The organism is Pseudomonas sp. PS02303 (assembly GCF_029959925.1).
Classification (GTDB): domain Bacteria; phylum Pseudomonadota; class Gammaproteobacteria; order Pseudomonadales; family Pseudomonadaceae; genus Aquipseudomonas; species Aquipseudomonas mandelii.
In genome coordinates, this window is the sequence record NZ_JASCOM010000218.1 from 1 (window position 1) to 9882 (window position 9882).

A 9882-nucleotide genomic window follows, 5' to 3' on the forward strand; every position below is an offset into this window, starting at 1 on the left:
GGCAAGCCTCGCTCCTACAGGTTATGCGTCGGTCGGAAGATCGACACTAACCCTGTAGGAGCGAGGCTTGCCCGCGAAGAGGCCCTCCAGAACACCGCAAAACTCAGATCCGCCAGAAAGGCTTAAGCCCCTCCTCCCGCGCCTGCTCCCGACTCAACCCCACATCCCTGAGTTGCTCGGGCGTGAGCGTCAGCAACGCCTTGCGCGTGTGCAGACGATGCCAGAACAGTCCCCAGCGACTCAGGCCGGACGGCGCATTGCGCATGACTGCCTCGCGCGCACCGTTTTTCTGCCCTGCCGCCAGTTCCTGACTGTGTAACGTCAGCCGCACATCGCTCAAGCCGTTCATTTTGATTGCTCCTGTTTACTTGGGTAGCCAGAGCTTTCATGATGCGCGGACGGCAAAAAGCATTACAGATTCAACGAGACTGTATTAACCCCATACAGATTCTTCGATTCAGCGTCTGAATCCGATAATTTAGCCCCATCTGTACTGGTTAACCGAATCACCCGCATCGAGACTGCGCCATGACCCTTTACGTCAACCTCGCCGAATTGCTCGGCACCCGTATCGAACAGGGCTTCTATCGCCCCGGTGACCGGCTGCCGTCGGTGCGGGCGTTGAGTGTCGAGCACGGGGTCAGCCTGAGCACGGTGCAGCAGGCCTATCGCGTGCTGGAAGACAGCGGGCTGGCGACCCCCAAACCAAAGTCCGGCTATTTCGTACCGGTGGGCCGCGAATTGCCGGAGCTGCCGGCCATCGGCCGTCCGGCCCAGCGTCCGGTGGATATTTCGCAGTGGGATCAGGTGCTGGAATTGATCCGCGCCGTCCCGCGCAAGGACGTTGTGCAACTGGGCCGCGGCATGCCGGACATCACCACGCCGACCATGAAACCGTTGCTGCGCAACCTGGCGCGCATCAGCCGTCGCCAGGACATGCCCGGTCTGTATTACGACAACATCTACGGCACCCTCGAACTGCGCGAACAGATTGCTCGCCTGATGCTCGATTCCGGGTGCCAATTGACCGCCCACGACCTGGTGGTGACCACCGGCTGCCATGAAGCGCTGTCCACCAGCATTCGTGCGATTTGCGAGCCGGGGGACATCGTGGCGGTGGACTCGCCCAGCTTTCACGGCGCCATGCAGACCCTCAAGGGCCTGGGCATGAAAGCCCTGGAAATCCCCACCGACCCGATCACCGGGATCAGCCTCGATGCGCTCGAACTGGCGTTGGAGCAATGGCCGATCAAGGCCATACAGTTGACGCCCAACTGCAACAACCCGCTGGGCTACATCATGCCGGAATCGCGCAAACGCGCCTTGTTGACGCTCGCACAGCGTTTCGACGTAGCGATTATCGAAGACGATGTGTATGGCGAACTTTCCTACAGCTACCCGCGCCCACGCACGATCAAATCCTTCGACGAAGACGGCCGCGTGTTGCTGTGCAGTTCCTTTTCCAAAACCCTGGCACCCGGGCTGCGCATTGGCTGGGTCGCGCCCGGACGCTATCTGGAACGGGTGCTGCACATGAAATACATCAGCACCGGCTCTTCCGCGCCGCAACCGCAGATTGCGATTGCCGAATTTCTCAAGGCCGGGCATTTCGAACCGCATTTGCGGCGGATGCGCACGCAATACCAACGCAGTCGCGACCTGATGATCGACTGGGTCACGCGCTATTTCCCCGCCGGCACCCGCGCCAGTCGCCCGCAAGGCAGCTTCATGTTGTGGGTTGAGCTGCCGGACGGCTTTGACACCTTGAAACTGAATCGCGCCCTGCACGATCAAGGCGTACAGATTGCCGTCGGCAGCATCTTTTCCGCCTCGGGCAAGTACCGCAACTGCCTGCGGATGAACTACGCTGCCAAGCCAACACCGCTGATCGAAGAAGCCGTGCGCAAGGTCGGCGCCGCAGCGATCAAACTGCTGGCAGAAACGGACCACATCACCGACTGACCTTTCTCAGGAATACAGCGTCCATATACCGACCTTTGCCGCCAATCGGAACGTTCCTACGTGAGAGTCAGACAGCCCCTACTTGCTCTTCTGCTACTCGCCTCGTTTCTGGGCGGTTGCGCCAGCTTCGACGTTCAACGCGAACCGAGCCAGGCTTTACCCGCCAGCGATTCGGCGTTCGGTCGCTCGATCCAGGCCCAGGCCGCACCTCACGAGGGCAGGTCCGGCTTTCGCTTGCTGTCCAACAGCAGCGAAGCCTTCATGGCCCGTGCCGAGCTGATCCGCAATGCCCAAAGCAGCCTCGACTTGCAGTACTACATCGTGCATGACGGCATCAGCACGCGGATGCTGGCGGACGAATTACTCAAGGCTGCGGATCGCGGCGTGCGGGTGAGAATCCTGCTCGATGACACCACCAGCGACGGCCTGGACTGGATCATCGCGACCCTCGCTGCGCACCCGCAGATCCAGATCCGCCTGTTCAACCCGCTGCACCTGGGCCGCGCCACGGGCGTGACGCGCACCATGGGCCGCTTGTTCAACCTGTCGCTGCAACATCGGCGCATGCACAACAAGTTGTGGCTGGCGGACAACAGTGCGGCCATCGTCGGCGGCCGTAACCTGGGAGACGAATACTTCGATGCCGAGCCCAACCTGAATTTCACCGACATCGACATGCTCGGCGTCGGACCGGTGGCGGAACAGCTTGGCCACAGCTTCGACCAGTACTGGAACAGCGCGCTGAGCAAACCGATCGACGAGTTCCTGTCGAGCAGACCGACGCAAAAGGACCTGCAAAATACCCGCACGCGCCTGGAAGAATCCCTGGAAGAGACCCGCAAGCAGAATCATGCGCTCTATCAGCAGTTGATGACTTACACCACAAAGCCACGCATGGACATCTGGCGCCGGGAGCTGATCTGGGCCTGGAACCAGGCGCTGTGGGATGCACCGAGCAAGGTCTTGTCGGACGGCGAGCCTGACCCCCATTTGTTGCTGACCACGCAACTGGCGCCGGAGCTTACGGGCGTCAGCAAAGAACTGATCATGATCTCGGCTTACTTCGTACCGGGGCAGCCGGGGTTGGTCTACCTCACCGGCCGGGCCGACGCCGGGGTGTCGGTGAGTTTGTTGACCAACTCGCTTGAAGCCACGGACGTGCCGGCCGTGCACGGCGGTTACGCGCCTTATCGCCGGGCGCTGCTGGAACATGGCGTGAAGCTGTACGAACTGCGCCGCCAGCCCGGCGAAGGCGGCGGCAGCGGGCCGCATATTTTCTACAGCAAGTCCTTCCGGGGTTCCGATTCCAGCCTGCACAGCAAGGCGATGATCTTCGACCAGCAGAAATCCTTCATCGGCTCATTCAACTTCGATCCACGCTCGGTGCTGTGGAACACCGAAGTCGGCGTGCTGGTGGACAGCCCCGAACTCGCCGCGCATGTGCGTAGAGCGGCCATGGAGGGTATGGCGCCGCCCTTGAGCTATCAGGTGAAACTGGAGAATGACCGGATCGTCTGGGTGACGGAGGATGACGGCAAAATGCACACGCTGACCAAGGAGCCAGGGAGTCTATGGCGCCGCTTCAATTCCTGGTTCAGCACGGCGGTCGGCCTTGAGCGGATGTTGTAGCGTTGCTTCCATCAATCAAATGTGGCGAGGGAGCTTGCTCCCGCTGGGTCGCGAAGCGGCCCTAAACCAGAAGCCCCCGTTCATTCAGACTGAACGAGGGCTCCGATCGGCGACTGCTGCGCAGTCGAGCGGGAGCAAGCTCCCTCGCCACACGCTTGTGCAGGGTTTCAGGCCGGTTCGGCAACTCCACCGAACGCGCCTTGGCGTGACAGTAAGATCACCAACCCGAACGCCCCCGCGGCCATGAACAGCGGCAACGCATGCCCGCTGATCCATTGGCTGCCGGCACCCGCCGCCAAAGGCCCGATCAGGCAACCGATGCCCCACAGCTGCGCAATGTGCGCGTTGGCTCGCACCAGTGCATCGTCGCGATAGCGTTCGCCGATCAGGATCAGCGACAAGGTGAACAATCCTCCGGCGCTGGCGCCAAACAGCACCCACAACGGCCAGATCAACAACGTATCGATGAGCAACGGGATCGCCAGACTCGAAAGCAGCAACACCACTGCACACCCGGTGAACAAAGTGCGGCGTGACAAGCGATCCGCCAGCGCGCCGATCGGCAATTGCAGCAGGGCATCACCCACCACCACGGTGCTGACCATCGCCAAGGCGATTTCCGTGGTGAAACCCTGACGCAGGCAATACACCGGCAACAAGGTCAGGATCATCGCTTCAAACGCCGCGAACAGCGACACCGCCCAGGCAATCGCCGGCAAGCCACGGCAGAAGCCCCACAAGTCGCCAAACGTCACGCTGGCAGCCTCACTGGACGGTGCGCCGCTGCGGCCCAGCAACAGGAGCGGCGCCGCTATGAGCAAGCCGACGCCGACCCAGAAGCCGTAATCGTGTTCGGTGCCCAGAACGCCCAGCAGCAACGGCCCGGCCAGCTGACTCAGCGCGTAGCTGCTGCCGTACAGCGCCACCAATCGTCCGCGCCATTGTTCGATCACTAATTGGTTGATCCAGCTTTCGCCGAGGATGAAGACCAGGGTCAGGATCACCCCGATCATCAGGCGCATCACCAGCCAGACCGGATAGCTCGGCAACAGCGCCAGCAAGCCGATGGACACTGCCCCGGCCCACAGGCACAGACGCATCAGATTGGCCGTGCCCAGACGCGAGGCCAGATGGCTGGAAATCTTCGCCCCCAGCAGCACGCCAATGGCCGGCATCGCTGCCATCACACCGATGGCGAACGAGCCGTAGCCCCAGCTTTCCAGGCGAAACGACACCAGCGGCATGCTGACCCCCAGGGCCAGGCCAACACTCAAGACAGACGCCAACACGGCGAAATAAGTCGCCCAACGCATGTTCCACGCTCCTGTGGATATTTTTGGCACCGCACAAAACAATGTGGGAGCGAGCCTGCTCGCGATAACGGAACAACATTCAACACTGGATGTTGACTGTCACACCGCCATCGCGAGCAGGCTCGCCCCCACAGGGGATCTTCGTTGCGTGGTGCTTACAACTTGATCCAGGTCGCCTTCAGCTCGGTGTATTTGTCGAACGCGTGCAGCGACTTGTCGCGGCCATTGCCCGATTGCTTGAAGCCGCCAAACGGTGCGGTCATGTCGCCGCCGTCGTATTGGTTGACCCACACGCTACCGGCACGCAGCGCACGAGCGGTCAGGTGCGCCTTGGAAATGTCCTTGGTCCACACCGCAGCAGCCAGGCCGTAAGGCGTGTCGTTGGCAATCGCGATGGCTTCCTCGGCGGTGTCGAACGCGATCACCGACAATACCGGGCCAAAGATTTCTTCCTGAGCGATTTTCATCGCATTGTTTACGCCGTCGAAAATCGTCGGCTCAACGTAAGTGCCACCGCTTTCCTGAAGCGTACGCTTGCCGCCAGCCACCAGTTTGGCGCCGTCGGCGTGGCCGGATTCGATGTAGGACAGCACGGTATTCATCTGCTGGGTGTCCACCAGCGCGCCGACGTTGGTCGCCGGGTCCAGTGGGTTGCCCGGCTTCCAGGTTTTCAGTGCTTCGATCACCAGCGGCAGGAAGGTGTCCTTGATCGAGCGTTCGACCAGCAGACGCGAACCAGCAGTGCAGACTTCGCCCTGGTTGAAGGCAATGGCACCGGCCGCCGCTTCAGCTGCGGCTTGCAGGTCCGGGGCATCGGCAAACACGATGTTCGGGCTCTTGCCGCCCGCTTCGAGCCAGACGCGCTTCATGTTCGATTCGCCGGAGTAGATCAGCAATTGCTTGGCGATCTTGGTCGAACCGGTGAACACCAGCGTATCCACGTCATTGTGCAGGGCCAAGGCCTTGCCGACGGTGTGACCGTAACCCGGCAAAACGTTAAGCACGCCTTTCGGAATGCCGGCTTCGACGGCCAGCGCAGCAATGCGAATGGCCGTCAGCGGGGATTTTTCCGATGGCTTGAGGATCACCGAGTTACCGGTGGACAGCGCCGGCCCGAGTTTCCAGCAGGCCATCATCAACGGGAAGTTCCACGGCACGATGGCGCCAACCACGCCGACCGGTTCGCGAGTCACCAGACCCAGCTGATCGTGCGGGGTGGCGGCGACTTCGTCGTAGATCTTGTCGATGGCTTCACCGCTCCAGCTCAGGGCTTGCGCCGCGCCGGGAACGTCGATGTACAGGGAATCGCTGATCGGCTTGCCCATGTCCAGGGTTTCAAGCAGCGCCAGCTCTTCGGCGTGCTGTTTGAGCAGGCCGGCGAAACGGATCATGGTGGCTTTGCGCTTGGTCGGTGCCAGGCGCGACCAGACGCCGGAATTGAAGGTGGCGCGGGCGTTTTCAACGGCGCGCTGGGCGTCGGCGGCGTCACAGCTGGCAATCTTGCCCAGCAGACGGCCATCGACCGGGCTGATGCACTCGAAGGTCTCGCTGGAGACGGCATCGGTGTATTCGCCATTGATGTAGGCACGGCCTTCGATCTTCAGATCGCGAGCCCGTTGTTCCCAATCGGCACGAGTCAGGGTGGTCATACGAGTGTCCTCCTCTTGTTGAATACGAGCGCCCAACGATCGTCGCGGACGCTGTCAGGAATTCTGCCCAGCCAGCCTGATTTTTCGGCCCAAGGCAACCGCCACCCTAAACCAGCGACAGGTGAAGTTTCAATATATTTGACATAAGGCCGGCAAACGGCCTTGCGATGTTCATTTTAATAAACATAGACTTTGGGCTTTCCAACCAACCGCGCCGCAATCACGGGGGATAACAACAATGAGCATCCAGGATATCGTCGACTTCAGCCAGGCCACCACCCAACCCGATCGCTATCGGCCGGACCCGGCAAAAGTCCTCAAGGGCGACCCCGAGCAAGTGGTCTACAACCACTACAACAGCCCTTGCGGCCAGTTGAATGCGGGCGTTTGGGAAGGCGCTGTTGGTCAGTGGCATGTGAACTTCACCGAGCATGAGTACTGCGAAATCATTCAGGGCGTTTCAGTGCTGCGCGACAACGACGGCAACAGCAAGACCGTGCGTGCGGGTGATCGCTTCGTGATCCCGGCCGGGTTCAGGGGCACCTGGGAAGTGCTGGAGCCGTGCCGCAAGATTTATGTGGCGTTTGAACAGAAGGCCTGAGGATTTGTATTAGCCGGGCCGACCTCTTCGCAGGCAAGCCTCGCGCCTACAGATCGGACGCGACTCACCGCAGGAGCGAGGCTTGCCCGCGAAGGGGCACTAACAGGCAACCCATAACCTGCAGGCAACAAAAAAGGCCCGTATCTCGCGATACGGGCCTTTTTTGTAAGAGGGAAAAATCAATTACTTGATTTTGCCTTCTTTGTACATCACGTGCTTGCGAACGCGCGGATCGAACATGCGCTTTTCGAGCTTGTCCGGAGTAGTACGCTTGTTCTTGTCGGTAGTGTAGAAGTGACCAGTACCGGCGCTAGAAATCATTCGAATCAATTCACGCATGATTAGCTCCCTTAGATCTTGCCAGCTTTGCGGATTTCGGCCAGCACGACAGTGATGCCACGCTTGTCGATAATACGCATGCCTTTGGCAGATACGCGCAGACGCACGAAACGTTTCTCTTCTTCAACCCAGAAGCGGTGATGCTGCAGGTTCGGCAGGAAACGACGACGGGTTTTGTTGTTTGCGTGGGAAATGTTATTCCCAGTCACCGGACCCTTACCGGTAACTTGACATACTCTCGACATGCCTCAGCCCTCTAAAACCACATGCCCAACCCGGCATGGGTTGGCCGCTTAATCTCTCAGTCATTTGGCGCAAGGCGCCGCGTTTCTTTAGAGGTCTTACCGGCTACACCTACAGTGAAGGAACCGGGCCCCTAGAAAAGAGCGCTGCTTTATACCAGAAAGACTGGAGAGCAACAACATTCCGTGTGCGCGGACTTTATAAATTCCCCATTTTTCGGGCGCCGAGCGCCTTGGATAAAGGCTGTGGCCGATTAAGACCGCTCGTCGCAGAGAATCGGTCAACCGACCGATTTCGGGTTTTCCTCGGCCCGCATCACCGAAAACAAGCGCACATACTCTCCTTAAAATGAAAAAGGAGATAGTCATTTGCAAAAGAGCCTACTAGGGTAAGCCTTTTCCAGACTGCACTTGCAGATGGGCCTTCGATCTGTAAAGGAATCCGACCATGCGCCTCGCTGCCCTACCGCTGTTGTTCGCCCCGCTCCTGCTGAGCCCGCTGGCCCATGCCGCCGCCCTAAGCGTCTGCACCGAGGCGAGTCCGGAAGGGTTCGACGTGGTGCAATACAACTCGCTGACCACCACCAACGCGTCCGTCGATGTGCTGATGAACCGTCTGGTGGACTTCGACACCGCCAGCGGTAAAGTGGTCGCCAGCCTCGCGGACAGCTGGGAAGTCAGCCCCGACGGCCTGACCTACGTGTTCAAGTTGCACCCACAGGTGAAATTCCACCGCACCGAGTACTTCAGCCCGACACGCGAGCTGACCGCCGAAGACGTCAAATTCAGCTTCGATCGCATGCTCGACCCGGCGCACCCTTGGCACAAGGTCGCCCAGAGCGGCTTCCCGCACGCCCAATCGATGCAGTTGCCGGCGCTGATCAAGAAGATCGACGCACTGGACCCGCTGACCGTACGCTTCACCCTTGATCACCCGGACTCAACCTTCCTCGCGACCCTGAGTATGGGCTTCGCCTCGATCTATTCCGCGGAATACGCCGACAAACTGCTGAAGGCCGGCACGCCCGAGAAGCTCAACAGCCAGCCGATCGGCAGCGGCCCATTCGTGTTCACCCGCTTCCAAAAAGATGCCTCGATTCGCTACAAGGCCAACCCGGACTACTTCCGTGGCAAGCCTTCGGTGGACCCGCTGATCTTCGCCATCACCCCGGACGCCAATGTGCGTTTGCAGAAATTGCGTCGCAACGAGTGCCAGATCGCCCTGTCGCCCAAGCCTCTGGACGTACAGGCCGCGCTGAAAGAACCGACCCTGAAAGTGGAAAAGACTGACGCCTTCATGACTGCGTTCGTCGGCATCAACAGCCAACATCCGCCGCTGGACAAACCTGAAGTGCGCCAGGCGATCAACCTCGCCTTCGACAAGGCCAACTATGTCAAAGCCGTGTTCGAAGACACTGCCGAGCCCGCCAACGGCCCGTACCCGCCGAACACCTGGAGCTACGCCAAAGGCCTGCCCGGTTATCCGCATGACGTCGAGAAGGCCAAGACATTGATGGCCAAGGCCGGACTCAAGGACGGCTTCCAGACCACCATCTGGACCCGACCTTCCGGCAGTCTGCTGAACCCGAACCCGAGCCTGAGCGCTCAAATGCTGCAATCGGACCTTGCGGAAATCGGCATCCAGGCCGAAATACGGGTGATCGAATGGGGCGAGCTGATTCGCCGCGCCAAAGCCGGCGAGCACGACCTGCTGTTCATGGGTTGGGCTGGCGACAACGGTGACCCGGACAACTTCCTCACGCCGCAGTTTTCCTGCGCCGCGGTCAAATCCGGCACTAACTTCGCCCGCTACTGCAACCAGGACCTGGACAAGCTGATCAGCGCCGGCAAGACCACCGGCGAGCAAGGTGTGCGTACCAAGCTTTACGAACAGGCCCAGGCGCAGATCCAGCAGCAGGCGCTTTGGCTGCCGTTGGCCCACCCGACGGCGTTCGCGTTGACGCGCAAGAACGTCGAGGGTTACTCGGTCAGCCCGTTTGGTCGCCAGGATTACTCCAAGGTCAACCTCAAGTAACGCTTGGAAACGCTGCGCGAATGCTTCTCTGTGGCGAGGGAGCTTGCTCCCGCCGGGCTGCGCAGCGGCCCTGAAGATCCTGTGAGCGCTGCGCACTCAAGCGGGAGCAAGC

At 60.3% G+C, this 9882-nt stretch carries 9 protein-coding genes; 4 read left to right on the forward strand and 5 right to left on the reverse strand.

The features are described from left to right. Positions 1–103: 103 nt before the first annotated feature. A complete protein-coding gene (locus QMX98_RS27885) occupies positions 104–349 on the reverse strand; it encodes a DUF1127 domain-containing protein (protein WP_010465178.1) in 246 nt (81 codons plus the stop codon). 179 nt (positions 350–528) lie between these two features. Here QMX98_RS27885 and QMX98_RS27890 point away from each other — a divergent pair, with 179 nt between their 5' ends. Beyond that, positions 529–1962, forward strand: a complete 1434-nt coding sequence (locus QMX98_RS27890) for a PLP-dependent aminotransferase family protein (protein ID WP_282411698.1) — start codon at positions 529–531, stop codon at positions 1960–1962. A 60-nt stretch (positions 1963–2022) separates the two neighbouring features. Then, a complete protein-coding gene (locus QMX98_RS27895; RefSeq protein ID WP_042932478.1) occupies positions 2023–3591 on the forward strand; it encodes a phospholipase D family protein in 1569 nt (522 codons plus the stop codon). Positions 3592–3758: 167 nt separating this feature from the next. Here the strand turns inward: QMX98_RS27895 and QMX98_RS27900 are convergent, their stop codons facing one another. Together QMX98_RS27900 and QMX98_RS27905 are read right to left on the reverse strand one after the other, a co-directional pair. Then, positions 3759–4904, reverse strand: a complete 1146-nt coding sequence (locus QMX98_RS27900; protein WP_010465183.1) for an MFS transporter — start codon at positions 4902–4904, stop codon at positions 3759–3761. A gap of 155 nt (positions 4905–5059) precedes the next feature. After that, the gene (locus tag QMX98_RS27905; RefSeq protein ID WP_077748583.1) at positions 5060–6553 is read right to left on the reverse strand and encodes an aldehyde dehydrogenase; all 1494 of its coding nucleotides are present in this window, start codon (positions 6551–6553) and stop codon (positions 5060–5062) included. Between the two features lie 238 nt (positions 6554–6791). Here QMX98_RS27905 and QMX98_RS27910 point away from each other — a divergent pair, with 238 nt between their 5' ends. Then, entirely contained in the window at positions 6792–7154 is a 363-nt protein-coding gene (locus QMX98_RS27910; protein ID WP_282411699.1) for a cupin domain-containing protein, read from the forward strand. Between the two features lie 183 nt (positions 7155–7337). On the opposite strand, the gene rpmG is transcribed toward QMX98_RS27910, so the two are convergent. Together rpmG and rpmB are read right to left on the reverse strand one after the other, a co-directional pair. After that, positions 7338–7493 carry a 50S ribosomal protein L33 gene (rpmG, locus tag QMX98_RS27915; protein ID WP_008150173.1) on the reverse strand — a complete coding sequence of 52 codons (156 nt, stop codon included), beginning with the start codon at positions 7491–7493 and terminating at the stop codon, positions 7338–7340. An 11-nt stretch (positions 7494–7504) separates the two neighbouring features. Then, entirely contained in the window at positions 7505–7738 is a 234-nt protein-coding gene (rpmB, locus tag QMX98_RS27920) for a 50S ribosomal protein L28 (protein WP_007894701.1), read from the reverse strand. 445 nt (positions 7739–8183) lie between these two features. Between rpmB and QMX98_RS27925 the strand changes: the two genes are divergently transcribed. Further along, positions 8184–9770 carry an ABC transporter substrate-binding protein gene (locus QMX98_RS27925; protein ID WP_282411700.1) on the forward strand — a complete coding sequence of 529 codons (1587 nt, stop codon included), beginning with the start codon at positions 8184–8186 and terminating at the stop codon, positions 9768–9770. Positions 9771–9882: the final 112 nt, after the last annotated feature.